We start from the raw sequence: 17,972 nt of genomic DNA, 5'->3' as shown, positions 1-17,972 counted from the left end.
GGCGTTCTAATCCCCTTTTTTAAAGGGAGGTTTCAAAACTGAAAGTAAATAAATTCCCCACCGCCGTCTCCGAAAACTCCCAGAAGTAGAAGTAATAGGATACTCAAAGCGGGAATTAAGATTTTGGAACGTTTTTCAATCTTTTCCATCAGTTGTGGAAAATACTGAAAAGAATTTAAGCCGATGGTTAAAAATATAAACAGAAGCAGTTCTTCCCAACGAGGGAGAATTTTTCCGGAAAAAAAGTTCTTAAAACCGCCGATCAGATCCAGCAAAAACGGAACCGAATTCTTTCCCACAGAGCCCGCTCGGAAGAAAATACCTGAAAACGCGAATAAGTTCAAAGTCACTGCGGTTCTCAATAGTCGGACTATTTTGGAAGAACCTGAGCCAATTTTCTCAACTTGTTTTGGTTCTAAGATTCTTTCCACCGCAAGGATCAAACCCAAATACGCTCCCCAAAGAACAAATGCGATATTGGCTCCGTGCCAAAGCCCTCCCAGACACATCGTAAGAAACATATTCCACTGGGATCTAAATTCTCCCTTTTTGCTTCCGCCGAGAGGAATGTAGATGTAATCTCGTAACCAAGTGGAAAGAGTCACGTGCCATCTGCCCCAAAATTCGCGAAAAGAGAGGGATAAAAAAGGACCGCGGAAGTTTTCCGGAATCTCGTATCCAAGTAGGAATGCGGAGCCTCGGGCTATGTCGGTATAACCGGAAAAATCGCAGTAAACCTGACAAGCAAAGCTGAGGATCGAAATATAAACGGAGGCCGCATGATATTCCCCCGGCTCTAGATAAAGAGGAGATATGATCCCGGCGATGGAATCTGCGAGAACCGATTTTTTAAACAGACCGAAGATCAATAAAAAGATCCCTTGTGTCATCCTATGTTTGTCGATCTCGGGATGATCGAGTTTTGGCAAGAAGTCGGTCGATCTCATGATTGGACCCGCGATCAATTGGGGAAAGAATAGGATGAATAAAAAATAATCGTTTGCGCCGATTTTTTGCGGAATGATTCCTCTGTGGATGTCCACTTGGAGGGCGATCAGCTGAAACGTATAGAAACTGATCGCTAAAGGAAGAAGAATTTCGACTGAGGTTCCGAGTTTTTGCCAAAATTCCATTCCCGTAAGGGAACCCATGAAATCCATTAAAAAATAATAATATTTGAAGAAAGCGAGATTGACTACGTTTACAAGAACCGCCCACTTCAGAAGTTGACCTGTCGGTTTTCCATTTTCCCTGTTTTTCCAGAGTTTGAGCGAGAAATAATAATTCATTCCGATCACGAGAAGAAAATGAATCAAAAACGCAATGTGGGAATATCCGTAAAATATGATCGACGAAACGAGAAGTACTCTTTTTTTCGCGGGTCCGTCTACGTTCCAGTAGATCAAATATGTGATTAGAAATAAGAAAAGAAAGGGTAAAGAATTGAATAACATTGATATACCGGAAAATGGATTCTAAATTTCTAATGGAACTTAGTAAGACCAGATGTATAGAAAACGAACCTGTCTTCCTGTTCCGAGAATTTTCGAGATCGTGGAATCCTGTCTTAACTCGGGAGATTGAATCTGATAAAAGTTCGCTCTTTTATCCGTGCTCTGAGAATAGTAAATGATTCTCGGGCTGTTGCTTCCCGGAGTTTTCCTGTAACTCGGGAGGGCCATCGTCTCTTGAACCGCGTTGTCAAAATAACCAATCTTATCGATTAGCCCGTGCCCGAGGGCCTGAGACGCGGTGAAAATTCTTCCGTCGGCAATCTTACGAAGTTCAGCGGGATTTTTTCCGGGTCTTCCGTTCTTTACGACTTCGAAGAATTTTTCGAATAGATCGTCCACGATAGATTGAAGCAATTTTCTTTGTTCGGGAGATAGATCTTCCAAGGGAGAGCCGATGGTTTTATTTCCTCCGGAACGGATCGACTGGTCCTTAACTCCGAGTTTGTCCAAACCCTCTTTCACATTGATTCCGGAAAGAATCACTCCGATGGAACCGGTTACGGAAGTAGGATGTGCGATTATGAGATCGGTCGCCATCGAAATATAGTACGCACCGCTCGCCGCAGTATCCATAAACAAAGAGACCACAGGAATTTTCTTTTTCGCTTTAAATTTAAGAATCTCTTTGTAAAGAATGTCGCTTGCGGTTACTGAACCTCCTGGTGAATTGATTTTCAAGATCACGGCTTTGATCTCTGGATCCAGTTCGGCGAGTTCGAGTTGTTTTTTGACTCCGGCTAAGATCGAATCTTCTTGGCCTCCGAAAAAGGTTTTTTCTCCTTCGTCGCTGATTACCCCGTCTATGGGAATGATGAGAATTTTGTCTTCGTTTTTACCGGAGAGGAGTTTTTCCCTCAATTCAGCGGTTTTCGAGGAGGGAGCGCCTAAGTTCGCATTTACCGGAATATAACAATTGGAAAGAAAAAGACTTAAAAAAAGAATATGGGTCCAAGTTAGAATCGAGTGTTTCAAAGGAATTCTCCTACCGTCAGTTTTCCCTAGTTGAACAGGCTTTCAATTCCTTTCCATCTATTTTAAAGGAACACTTTTGAATGATTCGCGGCCAGGCTTTGAATGTTCAGGAATTCTACATGCGATATTAAAACGAGGGAGTCCAAAAATAGATGGAAAAGATTCGGAATTTTCAGGAAGTGTGCGGAAGTGTCGGAAATTTTTAGCGATTGTTCCCGATTAAAATTTACGGATAACGGGGAACAAATTCTTTCCTGGAGTTGGAGGCATTCCTTAAGTGGCGAATGGCTTGAGATTATTTCCGGGTATGACGCAAAAGAACCGTTTTTTTGTTCCGGTTCGTATTTGATGTATCCTTGGGTCAATCGTCACGCCGATGATCGGATTCGTTTAGGAGAAGAGTGGATTTCACTTTCTTCTATCGGAACTAAAGATAGGAACGGATACCCTTCTCATGGGCTTGCCTATTCTTGGAAACGCAGGATCGTTCGAAAGACGAATGATTTGATTGAGTTCGAACTTTGTCCGGAAGAAATTTTATTAGGATCTTCTTTGGGGAAGGTAATCGTTCGGGAAACGTATTCACTGAGGAGAATTTTGAACGAAGAAGTTCTTACTCTCGAAACTTCTTTTTTAAATCTCAATTCTTATCCGTTCCGATTTTGTTACGGTTATCATCCTTATTTTAGAATGAAATCCGATCAGTGTCTTCTCCGGTCTAACCTTAGGAAACAGATTCCCTTACAAGAAGATTTAACTCCGGTTTATCCCATTTACGGAACGAAAACGGATCGATTTACTTTGAAGAATATCCCCGTGTTGGATTCTTTATTTTTTGGAGAAGATGCGTGGGTGTTATTGGAAGTTCCGGATGATTCCTATCAAGTTCGAATTCGATCGAACGTTTCGAGGGGAAACGATATACGGCTTTCGTATTTTCAAATTTATACGGACTTTGCGGGAAATCGAATCGCAATCGAACCGATGAGCGCTCCGGGGAATGCGTTTTTAAACGATTTTGCTTTGACGACTGTTCTTCCGGAAGAAGAAAAGAGCGGAAGTTTTCAAATTCTGCTTTCCATACTGTGATCTTTTCTTAGAACTTCCGCGAAAGAAATCACTTTCTGTATTCTTCGATTTGACATGCCCCCATTTTTAGTACCAGCGTAATGTGTGAAAATCCTCTTAAGCAGAGCGTCTTAAATATTCCTCCGGAGTTAATCCCCCGAGTGAGCTATGTGGCCTTTCTGAATTGTAGAAGATTCTCCACTCTTCGATGAGGCGCCGGGCTTCTTCGATATCTTTAAACCAATTTTCATTTAAACATTCGTTTCGCATTTTTCCGTTAAAGCTCTCGATGAAGGCATTTTCAGTAGGCTTGCCCGGTGTGATAAAATGAATATCGACTCTTTTTTCGAAAGCCCATCGTAAAAATGTTTTTGATGTGAATTCGGGACCATTATCCACAACAATTTGTTTTGGTAGACTACGGACTTCGGATACTTCATTCAAAATCCTTACTAATCTTTCTGAAGTAATTGAGAATTCCGCCTTCGTTACGACTGCGAATCGACCGAAGTCATCGATAATATTCAAAATTCTGAATCTTCTTCCCGAATAGAGCGAATCCGACATGAAATCCATTGACCATCTTTCCTCCGATTTCTTAGGAACAATCTTTGGAACAGTAGGCAATGACAGCCTCTTTCGTTTTCGCTTGATTCGGTATTTTAAGCCCAATTCGGAATACAGGCGATAGATTCGTTTATGATTTACATGCTCTCCTTGACGAATGAAAGAATGGATCTGCCTATATCCCGCTCTTCTATGTTTATACGCTAAAGAACGAATTCGATCCTTTAATTCCTTGTTTTTGTCTTGAAGTCCGCAACGATACCGAAAGACGGTTCTGGAAATTTGCAAGAGACGACAGGATTTTCGTTCTCCAAGTTTCGTTTTGATCAACATAACTGCCTCTCGTTTCTGCTCGCGGCTCACCACTTTTTTTCGAGTAACATCTTGATCGCTTCATTTTCTAAAGCTAATTCTGCATATAGTTTCTTTAGCTTACTGTTCTCTTCCTCTAAAGTCTTCATTCGCTTCAGATCGCTCAGTTCTAAACCTCCGTATTTCGAACGCCAACGGTAAAAAGTATTTCCGCTGATTCCATACTTACGACAAACATCAGAGGTCGATGCCCCTGATTCCGATTCCTTCAATATCTTGTGAATTTGATCTTCACTGAAACGTTTCTTCATATTTTCCTCCAAAATTATATGCTTTTCAGAGGATTTCAAACATTCTAATTGGTTCTAAATTCGGGGGCTAGGTCAGATTCTTTGTCGATGGAATGAAAAAGATGTTATGACATATTGAGAAAACTCGGGAGTAACTCAAAAGCTTCTACGGGTTTTCGATAAATTCCGTGAGGATTCTTATGTTCGCATTCTTCTTGACAGAAAGGGGTCGATTTTCAGTCTAAACAAACAGGAAACCAGACACAAATGAGTAAACCCTTAATCGTTCAGAGTGATAGAACTATGCTTTTGGAGGTAGATAATCCGGAATTTGAAGCCTGCCAAAGTATAGTTTCCAAATTTGCTGAGTTAGAAAAAAGTCCGGAATACCTTCACACATACAGAATTTCTCCACTTTCCCTTTGGAATGCGGCATCGATCAAAATGACTGCGGATGAAATTGTAGAATGTTTGGAGAAGTTTTCCAGATATTCCGTCCCGAAAAACATCGTAAATGAAATCCGCGAACAGATTAGTAGGTACGGTAAGGTAAAACTCGTCAAGGAAGAGTCTGGAGAGCTTGCAATCCTATCGAATGAAAAAGGATTTCTTCAAGAGATCGGAAATCATAGAGCGGTACAACCGTTTATTGAAACTGTTTTTCCCGATAAAATTTATATCAAAAAAGAATACCGCGGTCACATAAAACAAGCGTTGATCAAAATCGGTTTTCCCGTGGAAGATCTTGCCGGTTACGACGAGGGAAATAAATACGGCTTTAACCTGAAACCTACGAGTAACACCGGTAAAAAGTTTGGGATGCGAGATTACCAAAGAGCCTGTGTGGAAGTATTCCATGCGGGAGGCGGTAACGAGGGAGGTTCTGGCGTTGTGGTACTTCCTTGCGGGGCCGGTAAGACCATCGTGGGAATTGGTGTAATGCAAATCGTCGGAGCCGAGACCTTGATTTTGGTTACGAACACACTTTCGATCCGTCAGTGGAGAAACGAAATTTTGGATAAAACCGATATTCCTCCCGAGGACATCGGGGAATATTCCGGTGAAGTCAAAGAAATCCGTCCAATTACAATCGCGACGTACAACATTCTCACCCATAGAAAAAAGAAGGGCGGGGATTTTACACATTTTCATCTATTCAGTGCGAATAACTGGGGACTTATCGTTTACGACGAGGTCCATCTGCTTCCCGCTCCGGTGTTCCGAATGACTTCTGAGCTTCAGGCAAAAAGAAGACTCGGACTGACCGCGACTCTCGTAAGAGAAGATGGTCTGGAAGAAGACGTATTCTCTCTTATTGGGCCGAAAAAATACGACGTTCCTTGGAAGGAGCTCGAAAGTAAATCTTGGATCGCGGAGGCGAAGTGTAAGGAAATCCGAGTGAGTATGGAAGATGATCTACGCTTGAAGTATTCCATTGCGGACGACCGCGAGAAGTTCAGACTCGCTTCCGAAAATCCAGAAAAGATGAAAGCAATCGATCTCATCATGAAAAAACATTCCGAGTCTCATTTGCTTGTGATCGGACAATATATCAATCAGTTGGAAGAAATATCAAAGAAATTTAATATTCCTTTGATTACGGGTAAAACTCCGCTTCCGGAGAGACAGACTTTGTACGATTCTTTTCGTTCCGGTAAGATCAAGTCTCTCGTAGTCAGTAAGGTGGCAAACTTTTCGATCGATCTTCCGGATGCGAATATTGCGATTCAGGTTTCGGGCACTTTCGGTTCTAGACAGGAAGAGGCACAGAGATTGGGCCGAATTCTGAGACCCAAGGGACATGATAACACGGCCGTATTTTATTCTCTTATATCGAGGGATACGAATGAGGAGCGTTTCGGTCAGAATCGCCAGTTGTTTCTCACCGAACAGGGATACGAATACGAAATTTATACTTTGGATCAATTTAGAGAAGCTCAGGAAGAATTGGCTCAGCTGCAACTGAACAATGTCTGATTCTTTCCGTTAGAAAAAAAGAATCAAAGTCAAAAATATAAAAAGGGGAACAGAATGGATCTCAGCGCAAAAAGGCTGAACGTCATCGAACCTTCTCCCACACTCGTGATTACCGCTAAGGCGAACGAGTTGAAAAAAAAGGGAGAAGATATTGTCAGTTTCGGAGCTGGGGAGCCCGATTTCGAAACTCCGTCCCATATCAGAGACGCCGCAAAGAAAGCGATTGATAAGGGAATGACGCGTTATACGGCTGTTTCTGGAACGGTTGAACTTAAAGAAGCCATCGTTCATAAATTCAAGAGAGATAACGGGCTCAATTACGAAAAAAATCAAGTCATCGCTGGAACGGGCGGAAAGCAAGTTATCTACAATTATTTTTTGGCAACTTTAAACGCGGGAGACGAAGTCATTATTCCGGCGCCGTATTGGGTCAGTTATGCGGATATCGTTCGTTTGGCGGAGGGCGTCCCTGTGATTGTTACTACCACTCCGGAAAGTAACTTTCAAATCACTCCGGAGCAATTGAAGAAGGCGATCACTCCTAAGACAAAATGTTTGATCTTAAATTCCCCTTCCAATCCGACGGGGGCCGGTTATTCTAAAAAGGATTTGGAAGTTTTGGGAGAAATCGTACTTTCTGCTGGAATTCAAGTGATGAGTGACGATATCTATGAAAAGATCGTCTACGACGGATTTACGTTTTCCAATCTTGCAATGTTGTCTCCCGAACTTAAAAAACAAACTTTTATCGTCAACGGGGTTTCCAAAACCTATTCCATGACCGGTTGGAGAATCGGTTACGGCGCGGGCGATATCGACATCGTAAAGAATATGGAAACGATTCAAAGTCAGTCCACTTCCAATCCTTCTTCGGTTTCCCAAGCGGCGGCGGAAGCAGCGATTGCAGGAGATCAGGTTTGTGTGGAAGAGATGAGAAAGGCTTTTGAAGAGAGAAGAAATTTGATCGTTTCCCTTTTAAATTCAATTCCGGGTGTGAAATGCAATCATCCCCAAGGAGCGTTCTATGTGTTTCCGTATTTAACGGAAGTATATAAAACTCCAGGTTTTGAAAAACTAAAAAAGGAAACTTCTGAAACATCTCTGAGTAAAATCTTCTGCAGTGTTCTATTAGAAAAGTATAAAGTAGCGGGAGTTCCGGGAATCGCCTTCGGAGAAGACCACGCTCTTAGACTTTCCTATGCGATGGGTGAAACGGATATAAAACGCGGAGTCGAAAGAATCGCCGAAATGATACGGGATCTGAGCAAGTAAACAATGAGACGGATCGTTCTGGTCCTCATCTTTTTTATGGCTGTCCCGTATCTTTGGGGAGGGGATCGGTTGGTTCTTAAGCCGAATTCCCCCCTTTATTTATTTCCGGATAAAAAATCGGAAATTCTTCGTCGCCTAGGTTTTGGGGAAATCGTTCAGAGCAAAAACGAAAAACAAAACGATCGTAACTTTCGTTTCGTATCCGATTCTTCCGGATTGAGCGGTTGGGTGGAGGCCCAAGTGCTTTTCGATTTGGAGGGAAAGGGCGCGTATAAGACGGTTTTACGTTCCATCGATCGTATGTTATATTCTGCGAGTACCGGCCTCAACGAATTCGAATCCGTTTTTCACTACTTAAATTCCCTGGAAGAAAACGGGATTTATCATTCGGACGAATATCTTTATCTAAAAATCAGAAGGGCGATCGTTTTGTCCAGAATATTAGAAATATTGCAAGAAGGCGAAAACAAACGTATGGAATCCAAGTTACTAGGATATCTTTCCAAAAACCCCGAGGACATCATTCCCGGAGAAAAAGGAACCCATGCAAAAATCAATCCGAATGTATTCTGGAAGATCGCGGAAGAATTCAAAGACAAGGGCCCCGGAGATTTTGCCGCATTTTTAGGAGTCAAACACACTCCGGAGGCAAATTGTAAAAGGGACGTTTTTTGTTTTATCGGCGACGAAAGAAAGAGAAGGATTCGTTATCTGCAACTCAATCCGAACGGAAACTATGCGAGCATATTTGCCAATCAGATTTCCAAAAGATTCGAAGTCTTAACAAAAGATCTCGAAACGATTCAATGCGGCAAGGGAGAAGCGCGGAAGGAAATCTATGAGTCTTTTCGCAGAGATTTGCAATTTCTTCCTTATCGATACGGCAAAAAATACCACGGTTTTCTCAAAAAAATCCAGAAAGAATGCCTGCAGTAGATTTAAGTTTTCGTAAGATTGATTTTCAAAGCGGGAAGTTTTTTTCTCCGATTTGTGGCCCGATTTTAGTTTTACACGGACTTTTCGGTTCCTCTAAAAATTGGTTAAGCGCGGGCGATTTTCTAAGTCGATATGCAGACGTTTATCTGATGGATCTTCGAAATCACGGAGATTCTCCTCATTCGAGCGAGCATTCTCTTGCTTCTATGGTGGAAGACTTGGAAGTATGGATTACAAAGCAAAAAATCGAAAAACCGGCGATCTTGGGGCATTCCATGGGCGGGCTCGTGACGATGGGCTTTGCATTAAAAAATCAGAATATTCCGTCTTTATTATTTGTGGAGGATATCGCACCTAAGGATTATCCGTTTCATTATGAGAGCGAGCTTGCTTGTCTTCGGACTGACGTTTCCGGTTTTAAATCCAGACAGGAGATTGATGCGGCTTTGACGGAAATTCTTCCCGATTCGTTTATTAGAAACTTTTTAGAGATGAATTTGGAACGACTTGAAAACGGCGGTTATCGATGGAAGCTGAACGTAGAGGGGATTGCAAATTCTCCCAGACTGTTGCAGGATTTTTTCAGCAGATATGTAGAAAGTCCGTATTCGGGGCAAACGTATTTTATAACCGGCGGAGCTTCGGAATATTTTCGTAAGGAAGATATTGAACTTACTCGAAATTTTTTCCCGAACTCTCAATTTTACGCAATTCCGGGTGGGGATCATTATATCCACTTCACGAAGATGTCTGAGTTTAAAAGAATTTTAGAATCTATTTTTGAGAAATTGGACGATTCTGAATTCGCAATAAACTGAATCCAATCAAGAAACAGGTTCCGATTCCAAAAGGAACGAGCAGAGTAAAACCGAAGCCGGTCCATTTTCCGAAGATCAAAGTCAGAACAGGAGTCAATCCTATGGACAGAGACGCGAAACTATCTTTTAAATTCTGCATATAAGAAAATCTTCGGATTTTCCCGCTTAAAAAAATCGCGATAATCGGACCGACCGTATAGGAAGCGATCGACAAACCTAGTTCCACTAGACCCGTTTTTCCCGTTGTTAAAAAGAGCGGAAGGAGGGAACTTAAAAGAAGAATCGTTCCCCAAAATAAACTCAATGTTCCCGAACCGAACCTATCAATTCCTAAGTCTACCTTGGTCGTTAAGGAAAGCGAATTGATCGAACTCGATAAGGTAGACATTGCGGAAGCCAAAATGGCGGCCAACAAAAATCCAGTGATCGGAGAAGGTACTTCTTCCATAATGAATTTGGAAAAAACCTTATCTTGGGGAATAACGAAACCTTCATAATAAAAATATAATAAAATTCCGATGCTTAAAAATAATACGAACTGAAAGAAAACAAAAACTCCCGAAAAGATCATCGCCTTCTTGGCATCCGATTCGGATCGGCAAGCAAGAACTCTTTGTACGAACATCTGATCCACTCCGTGGGTTCCTAAAGTCAAAAGAATTCCTCCTAAAATCGCAATCGGTGCAAAGTATGCGGAAGAAAAATCATTCCATTCGAAAATTTTGAACTTATTTGCCTGAAACGCATTCTGAATCAGGTCGGAAACGTTGAAACCTTTTTCTACAAGTAAGTTTCCTAAATAGAAAAATGTAAAGATTCCTCCCGCAACGTAAATTAAAAATTGAATCGAATCCACCCAAACTACGGAACGAAACCCACCTTGAACCGTATAAAGAACCGTAATTCCCGAAATTAAAAGAAGGCTCAGAATTTCTGCGTTACGAGTCACTATCTCCATCGCACTGTATTGTTTTAAGAACATTTTCAATAGGATCGCGACCGGAATCGCGGATGCGTACATTCTCACTCCATCTCCTAAGATTCGAGTGAGTTTAAAAAGAAAGGTAACCGTTTTTTGGGAAATTTTTCCGTAACGGATTCCCACCCATTCGTACACGGAAATAAATCCAGATTTGTAATACATTGGAATAAAAAGTTCGGCTACGATGATTCTTCCCAAAACAAAACCCAAACCGAGCCCGAGAAAGGCGAGATTGCCAGAATAACTCAGTCCAGGAATATTCAAAAAGGTAAGAGTTGAAGTTTCTGTGGCAACAATCGAAAAACTCAACGCGATCCAGGAAATTTCTTTACCCGCGAGAAAATAAGAAGAGGAATCTTTGTCTTTTTTTCTGGAAGTGAGCCATCCAGAAAAAAGAACCAATGCTATGTACAAAAGCAGAACGATTAGATCCAAAACTGAAAAGTGCATAATCAGGCAGAATGCGCTCCGATAAGATCAAGAAAACTCTTTTTCCCTTAGAATCCGCTTCTTAACATTTCGGAATTGAGCATCACTCATGTATTTCGTTTTTACAGTTATTTGAAGTGAATCGATTCGAAAATCTGGATTTCGGAAGGCGAAAATCAAATGACGGTTTGATTCGTAGAGAAATTGTGGTCGTAGCTTTTTACGATCGTTTTGTCGATCTGCCTTCATTTTTTTATGTCTTCGATTCGACAATATTCCATTCGGGTTCCGGGAACCTCGGCCAATTTAGGACCGGGTTTTGATCTTTTTGGTCTTGCGTTTCGGGTCTATAACCGATTTCACTTTCAATTCGTTCCCGAAAGGGAATTCAAAACCTCTGTAAAAGGGATGGAGACACTTCCTTTCGGTCCCGATGAGGATCTTGTTCTATTTTCGTACCGATCCTATTTTAAAAGATTTTTACCTGGCATTGAACCGCTCCCATATTCCCTACTTATGGATCTAGAACTTCCGATAAAAGGGGGGCTTGGTTCTAGTGCGAGTGCGGCCGTAGCCGGAGTTTGTGCCGCGAGATTTGCACATAAGAATTTTTATTCTAGGATTCCTCTCCCTAAAGAAAACGAGTTTCTGTTTCATCTCGGTCAGATCGAAGGACATCCGGATAATACGATCCCTGCTTATTTGGGCGGTTTTGTATTTGCCTATTTCAATGGAAACCGTTTGGAATATGTCAAAAAGAAATTTCCAAAGAAGATACGTTGTTTTTTGATCGTACCGAATTTGGAAACGTCCACACATCAATCTAGAAAAGCTCTTCCCGGTTCTTATTCCGCCGAGGATGTGATTTTTAATATGAGCCGTATCGCTACATGGATGGAATTTTTAGATTCGGGTAAAATTTCTCTTTTGAAACTCGCTTTGGAAGATCGAATTCATACTCCGTATCGAATACATTCCGGGTTTGAACTGAAGCCTCTTTTGACCGAGATAAGTAAAAATTTAATCGGACATTCGCTTTCCGGAAGCGGTCCTTCCGTTCTTTTGTTTTCCGAGAGAAACAAAGCGGTTCGAATAGAAAAGATTCTCAAAGAAAAAGTCGCCGAGTTCGTTCAAAAAACTCATTTCGATTGTCAACTCCTTTCCTTAAAAGTGGAGGAGGACGGAATTTTAGAATCCTGGAAAAATATTCAAATTTTATAAAGTGATACGCACTAAAATCAATCTATTCCTCCGGTTCTTCCTTTTCTTCTTTCCCAAATCCATATAACCCTTTTTTAACCGGAGTTCTTCGATTGAGACCGGGATGTATTTTTGTGATCGTGAAAATGAATCGCATTCTTTCTTTTCCGAAATTATTGATAAAAAATTCAGAGGAAAGACTGATTTCGAAATATTGGATCATTCTTTCTTTGACCACCTTGTCTGAAATTCGAAAGTCCGCGTTTTTACCGATCACTTCGTAACTATCCAGTTTTTCCGCGGATTCCATTTTGGAGAACGTAGGCATTCCAGGAGGTTTGAACAATACGAAAGAATTCCGTAATATTTGAATTTCATAATCTTCCGAATCTTTCGCTTTTTTTAGATTAAATACAAGATGATTGTCGGAGATCGCATTGCAGTAGGTTCGAATGTTTCCGGACGTTTGACCAATGCTGAATCGAACGTTCCTCTGACTTTCGGAAACTACTAGTAAAAATCTATCTCCTTCTTCGGGAGGACTCCCGACTCCGGCGCTTTCTTTTTTTATCGCGGGATAGATGATTTCCTTGAAAAATAGAAAGGCGAGACCGGTAAACGCGATCAAACCCATGGAGATCAAAAAAACGTCTAAACCGACTGTGTAGATGAGACCGGGAATAAAAAACAAATTTTCTTCTCTATCTTTTTACGTCGATTTTGTGGTCGGTCGGATTTTCACTCATTCTGGAACGTACCATCATGGAAAGAAGGTCTTTCATCTGTTCGGGACTGATTACCTGATTCATTCTTTCTTCAAAGGATACGGGGGAAGGTTTCATGACAAGCTCTTCCGGTTTGATTTCATTCACTGTCGATTTGGGTTTTGCCCGCGGAATCGATTCTGGAATTTTTGCGTCCTTTTCTTGGGTTTGTATTTCCGGTTCCACTTCTTTGCTAAACTGGGGCCAGGAAAACGAAAAAGATTGGATTGAAATTCCTGTTACATTCATAAACCCGAACCTCCTTGAAATCCGGATTGATCCGAAAATCTCTCTACTAAAACTATCGGTAATAGAGGATTCACTTTAGCTTTTTTTCGGATTTTTTATTTCTTTAGAATTATTTTCCATCGGAATCTCAAAGCCCAAAGAGAAAGAAAAATTTCAGAGAAGAGTGAAAAAAAGAGTCTGAATTTATCGTTTGCCACTCTGCCTCGAATTTCTAAATTGGCAGTAAGGGAAACTAAGTCGCTGTTTCTCAACCTTTGGAGGGGAATGGTTCCATGCAAGACATAATCGAAAAATTAAAAGCAAGAGAATTCAGGCCTATTCTCATTCTCTCAGCCGTTTTTTTTATCTACATCCTGCTTACAATTTTTCCGCTTGTTGCTTATTTTTCTTCGGATGGATTCGTTCAAATTAACGGTAAAAATTATACCATCAAAGATGTCGAAAAAGACAATCCTCGAGTCGCTCGTAAGTTTTATGCGGAAACGAACGATCGTCTTTACCGTGTACTTTCCGAATTTGCGAGCAAAAAGGTAGTTTCACTCGCCGCAAAAGAGCGAAAAGTTTCCGAAAAAGATCTTTTAGAACCTTCGATCCAACCTCCGAGCGTCGAGGAAATGCGCGCTATCTATGAGCAATATAAAAATTCTCCAGCGCTTCAAGGCAAGTCTTTCGATCAGGTTAAAACCGAAATTGAAAATCATCTTATTTCCCAAAAGAAGGAAGAAGCGAGAAATTCTCTTTTTTCTGAACTCCGAAATCAATACAATATTTCCGTAAAAGTCAAAGAGTTGCCTCCTCTCAGAGACGATACGATTGTTGCGGGTAACAACCCTTCCATCGGACCGGAAAACGCAAAAGTTACCGTCATCGAGTTTTCCGATTTTGAATGTCCTTTTTGCAAAAGAAGTCAGGATGTGAACGCTCAGTTAAGGGCAAAATACAAGGATCAGATTCGTTGGGTATTTAGAGATTATCCGCTTTCTTTTCACCCAAACGCAATGTTTGCGCATATCGCCGCAAATTGTTCCACATCTCAGGGCAAATACTGGGAATTTTTCAAAGTGCTTTTTGATAACTCCGGAAACCTTTCGAGAGAACGAGTTTTGGATTTGGCAAGAGGCTTGGGTCTCGATATGAAAACGTTCAGCCAATGTGTGAACGATGCCTCGGTTCGTAAAGAAGTGGAGGCTGATATAGCCGAAGGTGAAAAATACGGTGTCAGTGGAACTCCCGCTTTTTTTATCAATGGAATTATGATAGAAGGCGCGCAACCGATGGAAGCGTTTACGAAAGTGATCGATCAGGAACTTAAAAATTAAAATTGGAAAATAGGAGCTAGTCAAAATATGGGTAAGACGGTGAAGGTCGCTATTACAGGCGCTGCGGGACAAATTGGATATTCGCTTCTTTTTAGAATCGCTTCCGGACAGATGTTCGGCACCGATACTGCGGTGGAAATTCAAATGCTTGAGTTAGAAGCGGTGCTACCCGCGGCAAAAGGTGTGATTATGGAACTGGAAGACTGCGCATTTCCTCTTCTGCAAAAAGTAACCGTTTCTTCCGATTTGGATACTGCTTTTAAGGATATCAATTGGGCGTTGTTAGTCGGTTCCGTTCCTAGAAAGGCGGGAATGGAAAGAGCGGATCTTCTCAAAATTAACGGAGGAATTTTCGTAAATCAGGGAAAGGCGATCGAAAAGAACGCTGCCTCCGATGTAAGAGTTCTCGTGGTTGGTAACCCTTGTAATACGAATTGTCTGATCGCAATGAACAACGCAAAAGGAATACCAGCGGATCGTTGGTTCGCAATGACTAAACTGGATGAAAACAGAGCGAAGTCGCAGCTTGCTTCCAAAGCGGGCGTCTCGGTAAAAGAGGTAACCCATTTGGGAATTTGGGGAAACCATTCTTCTACCCAATATCCTGATTTCTACAATGCAAAAATTTCCGGTAAACCGGTCACTGACGTAATTTCCGATCATGAATGGTTAAAGGGTGATTTCATTAAAAATGTTCAACAAAGGGGAGCTGAGATTATCAAAGCGAGAGGGGCGTCCTCAGCGGCAAGTGCGGCAAACGGGGTTGTGGATACCGTTCGTGCAATTATCACTCCGACCGTCTCCGGAGACGCCTTTTCGGCGGCTATCGCTTCCGACGGATCTTACGGAACTGAAAAAGGATTGATCTTCGGATTTCCTTTGAAGTCGGACGGAAAAAAAGTGGAAATCGTCCAGGGCCTTTCATTCAACGATTTTGCGAAGGAAAAATTCAAAATCACTCACGATGAACTCATTTCGGAAAGAAATGAAGTGAAGGAAATGTTATAGAATTCAAAAGAGAGGTTTTTTGAACCTGAATCCGTCTACGTTTCTTCAGAAAACCTCTTTTGTTTTGAAATCTCTGAAAGAGAATTTTCTTTTTCGATCCCTGGAAGTTCCTTTTGGGGTTGATTTATCCTCTAACGATTATCTTGGTCTTACCCGCCACCCTAAGCTTGTCGAAAGTCTGAAAGAAGGTTTGGATCTTTACGGGGCCGGTTCCGGCGCTTCCAGATTGGTCTGTGGACATAGAAATTCCTTTGAAATTGCGGAACAAACTTGCTCCGAATGGGTTGGAACGGAAGCTTCTCTGTGGGTTGCCAATGGTTATGCCGCCAATCTAGGGTTGATTTCTTGTATCGCGAATGCGAAGTCGGAGATTTTCACGGATCGACTCAATCACGCTTCGATTTTGGACGGGATTCGTCTTTCGGGCGCAGAAAAAACATATTATAAACATCTAAACTTAAATCATCTCGAAGAGCTTCTCCGGAAATCCAAAAAAAAGGAAAAGATTATCATATCCGAAAGCGTTTTCAGTATGGATGGAGATTTCGCGCCGATTTTGGATCTTCTTTATCTCAAAAATAAATATGACGCGGTTTTGATTTTGGATGATGCTCACGGAATCGGAGTTTTTGGGCAAAGTGGAGAAGGTAGAGTGGCTCAGGTTTTAGGTCCCGAAAGAATGGAAGAGGTGGATTTTATTACTTATACGGGCGGGAAGTCTTTGGGTTTGGAAGGTGCTTGGATTGGAACTTCCCGGATCGGAAAAGAGTTTCTGATCAATAAGATGCGGACCTTTATTTATTCTACGGCGCCTATGCCTGCGATCGCACATGCGGTTCCGACTTCCATTTCAATCGTGCGGTCCATGAAGAAGGAAAGAGAGGATCTTTTAAAACGCGCGGATCGCTTTCGTATTTCTCTTGAGGTGAAAAATTATCCGAAGACGACTTCAGAATCTCAGATTGTTCCCATTCTATTTCCTTCCGAAAGAACCGTTTTGGATTCCGCAGAAATTTGTAAAAACAACGGACTTTATGTTAAAGCGATTCGTCCTCCGACCGTGAGTGTTCCCAGACTTCGAATCAGTATTCATTCCGATACGACGGAATCTGTATTAGAAAAATTGATTTCTCTTTTGCCGGAGTTCTGATGGCAGTATTTATCGGAGCTACTGGAACGGATATAGGTAAAACTCTCTTTAGTTCTCTCATCTTGGGAAAATACGGAAAGTCCTTAGGGCTCAAGTATTTCAAACCTGTTCAAACCGGACATGATAGCGATCGGGTCGCTTTGATGAATCTTACGGGTCTTCACGAAAGTTATTTTCTCAAAAACTATTATTCCTTGTCTTTTGCTGGATCTCCCCATTATGCTTCCGAATTGGAAGGGATTGAGATCGATTCGGATGAACTTTCCAGACATCTCTACAGCATTCGAGACGAAAAAATCATCGTGGAAGGAGCTGGTGGTCTGCTCGTTCCGTTAACTCGAAAAATTCTTACCCTGGAATTGATCCGACAATCCGATATTCCTCTTATTTTAGTGGCTCCTGTTTCTTTGGGTGCGATCAATCAAACCCTTCTTTCAATCGAAGCTGTGCAAAATCGAAAGATTGATCTAAAAGGAATTTATTTCATAGGTGTTCCTGATAAAACCACGGAAGATAATATTCGAACGATTACGGAATGGAGCGGAGTGCCTTTGCTTGGAAATTTCTTTCTAAATTCAAAAGAGAAAATGAGCCGGGAACGTTTTCAAATCGAATGCCTTTCCCGATTCGATCAGTGCGAAATAATAAAGAAAATGTTTGTATGATTTGGTATCCGTTTACGCTTCAGTTCGAACCCGATCCTCCCTTAAAGATCGAGAGAGCAAAAGGGGAATTTTTGTATGACGAAAACGGAAACTCTTATATAGACGCGGTTTCTTCTTGGTGGGTCAGTATTCACGGACACAACCATCCTAAAATGATTCAAGCCGTTAAAAATCAATTGGATAAACTCGATCACGTTTTACTTGCCGGATTTACGCACGACCCGGCTGAAAAACTCGCGAGTAAACTCTTAAAAATTACGGATGGTTTGTTTCATAGGGTTCTTTACTCGGACAACGGTTCCACAGCCGTCGAGATCATGATAAAACTTGCATATCAATATTTTCAGAATACGGGAGAAACGGATCGTAGAACATTCATAAAGTTTAATACTTCCTATCACGGAGATACGATAGGAGCTATGAGCGTAGGCGGAAATTCGGTGTTCAATCGGGTTTTTCAAGGGCTGATGTTTCCGACGG

At 41.6% G+C, this 17,972-nt stretch carries 17 protein-coding genes (1 of these 17 cut by a window edge); 11 read left to right on the top strand and 6 right to left on the bottom strand.

The features are described from left to right. Positions 1-32: 32 nt before the first annotated feature. Entirely contained in the window at positions 33-1,454 is a 1,422-nt protein-coding gene (locus FHG67_RS12860; RefSeq protein ID WP_142499812.1) for an MBOAT family O-acyltransferase, read from the bottom strand. 39 nt (positions 1,455-1,493) lie between these two features. Then, positions 1,494-2,486, bottom strand: a complete 993-nt coding sequence (gene sppA / locus FHG67_RS12855) for a signal peptide peptidase SppA (protein WP_004498119.1) — start codon at positions 2,484-2,486, stop codon at positions 1,494-1,496. Between the two features lie 189 nt (positions 2,487-2,675). Here sppA and FHG67_RS12850 point away from each other — a divergent pair, with 189 nt between their 5' ends. Further along, complete coding sequence (locus FHG67_RS12850; protein WP_002623493.1) at positions 2,676-3,575, top strand: aldose 1-epimerase; 900 nt, start codon at positions 2,676-2,678, stop codon at positions 3,573-3,575. A 96-nt stretch (positions 3,576-3,671) separates the two neighbouring features. Here the strand turns inward: FHG67_RS12850 and FHG67_RS12845 are convergent. Next, positions 3,672-4,744 (bottom strand): IS3 family transposase gene (locus FHG67_RS12845; protein WP_250185454.1). Its coding sequence is split into 2 segments (ribosomal slippage): positions 3,672-4,507 and positions 4,507-4,744, totalling 1,074 coding nucleotides; the frame shifts between segments, so codons are not numbered across the junction. 246 nt (positions 4,745-4,990) lie between these two features. Here FHG67_RS12845 and FHG67_RS12835 point away from each other — a divergent pair. The 4 genes from FHG67_RS12835 to FHG67_RS12820 are packed head-to-tail and all read left to right on the top strand — an operon-like array spanning position 4,991 to position 9,726. Continuing rightward, positions 4,991-6,700 carry a DNA repair helicase XPB gene (locus FHG67_RS12835; RefSeq protein WP_002623540.1) on the top strand — a complete coding sequence of 570 codons (1,710 nt, stop codon included), beginning with the start codon at positions 4,991-4,993 and terminating at the stop codon, positions 6,698-6,700. A 54-nt stretch (positions 6,701-6,754) separates the two neighbouring features. Beyond that, a complete protein-coding gene (locus FHG67_RS12830; RefSeq protein WP_004498237.1) occupies positions 6,755-7,972 on the top strand; it encodes a pyridoxal phosphate-dependent aminotransferase in 1,218 nt (405 codons plus the stop codon). Positions 7,973-7,975: 3 nt separating this feature from the next. Continuing rightward, on the top strand, positions 7,976-8,908 hold the full coding sequence (locus FHG67_RS12825; protein WP_002623519.1) for a hypothetical protein: 933 nt from the start codon (positions 7,976-7,978) through the stop codon (positions 8,906-8,908). Beyond that, on the top strand, positions 8,896-9,726 hold the full coding sequence (locus FHG67_RS12820) for an alpha/beta fold hydrolase (RefSeq protein ID WP_004499928.1): 831 nt from the start codon (positions 8,896-8,898) through the stop codon (positions 9,724-9,726). The genes FHG67_RS12825 and FHG67_RS12820 overlap by 13 nt, the downstream gene beginning before the upstream one ends. Here the strand turns inward: FHG67_RS12820 and FHG67_RS12815 are convergent. Then, a complete protein-coding gene (locus tag FHG67_RS12815) occupies positions 9,683-11,158 on the bottom strand; it encodes a sodium:solute symporter (RefSeq protein WP_004498232.1) in 1,476 nt (491 codons plus the stop codon). The genes FHG67_RS12820 and FHG67_RS12815 overlap by 44 nt on opposite strands. Positions 11,159-11,392: 234 nt before the next feature. Between FHG67_RS12815 and thrB the strand changes: the two genes are divergently transcribed. Beyond that, on the top strand, positions 11,393-12,358 hold the full coding sequence (gene thrB, locus FHG67_RS12805) for a homoserine kinase (RefSeq protein WP_036086726.1): 966 nt from the start codon (positions 11,393-11,395) through the stop codon (positions 12,356-12,358). Between the two features lie 22 nt (positions 12,359-12,380). On the opposite strand, the gene FHG67_RS12800 is transcribed toward thrB, so the two are convergent. Beyond that, positions 12,381-12,971: a hypothetical protein gene (locus FHG67_RS12800; RefSeq protein ID WP_172616532.1), complete on the bottom strand. Its 591-nt coding sequence runs from the start codon at positions 12,969-12,971 to the stop codon at positions 12,381-12,383. A 67-nt stretch (positions 12,972-13,038) separates the two neighbouring features. Continuing rightward, positions 13,039-13,350 (bottom strand): hypothetical protein, encoded by a 312-nt coding sequence (locus FHG67_RS12795; protein WP_004503530.1) that lies wholly within the window; start codon positions 13,348-13,350, stop codon positions 13,039-13,041. 272 nt (positions 13,351-13,622) lie between these two features. Between FHG67_RS12795 and FHG67_RS12790 the strand changes: the two genes are divergently transcribed. The 5 genes in view from FHG67_RS12790 to bioA are tightly spaced (at most 27 nt apart) and all read left to right on the top strand, a layout consistent with a single transcriptional unit that may run on beyond the window. Further along, positions 13,623-14,669, top strand: a complete 1,047-nt coding sequence (locus FHG67_RS12790) for a DsbA family protein (RefSeq protein WP_002623536.1) — start codon at positions 13,623-13,625, stop codon at positions 14,667-14,669. 27 nt (positions 14,670-14,696) lie between these two features. After that, entirely contained in the window at positions 14,697-15,677 is a 981-nt protein-coding gene (locus FHG67_RS12785) for a malate dehydrogenase (RefSeq protein WP_002623513.1), read from the top strand. 19 nt (positions 15,678-15,696) lie between these two features. Next, the gene (locus FHG67_RS12780; protein WP_004501464.1) at positions 15,697-16,827 is read left to right on the top strand and encodes an aminotransferase class I/II-fold pyridoxal phosphate-dependent enzyme; all 1,131 of its coding nucleotides are present in this window, start codon (positions 15,697-15,699) and stop codon (positions 16,825-16,827) included. After that, complete coding sequence (gene bioD, locus FHG67_RS12775) at positions 16,827-17,492, top strand: dethiobiotin synthase (protein WP_004501443.1); 666 nt, start codon at positions 16,827-16,829, stop codon at positions 17,490-17,492. Before FHG67_RS12780 ends, bioD begins: the two co-directional genes overlap by 1 nt. Next, positions 17,489-17,972: the beginning of an adenosylmethionine--8-amino-7-oxononanoate transaminase gene (bioA, locus tag FHG67_RS12770; RefSeq protein ID WP_004499898.1), read on the top strand. It continues 818 nt past the right edge of the window; only the first 484 of its 1,302 coding nucleotides appear in the window; the start codon lies at positions 17,489-17,491; its stop codon lies off the right edge, out of view. Before bioD ends, bioA begins: the two co-directional genes overlap by 4 nt.

This window comes from Leptospira weilii, assembly GCF_006874765.1.
In the GTDB taxonomy this organism is placed as follows: domain Bacteria; phylum Spirochaetota; class Leptospiria; order Leptospirales; family Leptospiraceae; genus Leptospira; species Leptospira weilii.
Note: the sequence above shows the minus strand (reverse complement) of the source record. Positions and strands in the feature narration are given on the sequence as shown.